Genomic DNA, 258 nt, shown 5'->3' with positions numbered 1-258 from the left:
CTTTCAGCAACCGGGCAGCATCTGCTCCTCGATCGCCTAGTATGCCCAAGCAGGCTACACGCAGTAACCATTTTGCAGCATCCATTGAAGAAGATGGTACCTTTAGTACACGCAGTAATTCAAAAGCTTTCTTGCTAACATTCCGTAAATTTTGTGAATTGTCTTCGTCATTTAGTAAGTCGAACACTGCTAATTCAACAGCTTCAGCAGTAAAGCGCAAATCCGATTCATCGTTTGTATCAAGCGGCAGATTTAATG

1 protein-coding gene is annotated in these 258 nt (G+C 43.0%); it reads right to left on the bottom strand.

The features are described 5' to 3' along the window. Window positions 1-258: hypothetical protein (locus OSCIL6407_RS36040; protein WP_040650499.1), on the bottom strand; the 258-nt coding region annotated here is incomplete at both ends.

This window comes from Kamptonema formosum PCC 6407 (assembly GCF_000332155.1).
Classification (GTDB): Bacteria; Cyanobacteriota; Cyanobacteriia; order Cyanobacteriales; family Microcoleaceae; genus Kamptonema; species Kamptonema formosum.
Note: the sequence above shows the minus strand (reverse complement) of the source record. Positions and strands in the feature narration are given on the sequence as shown.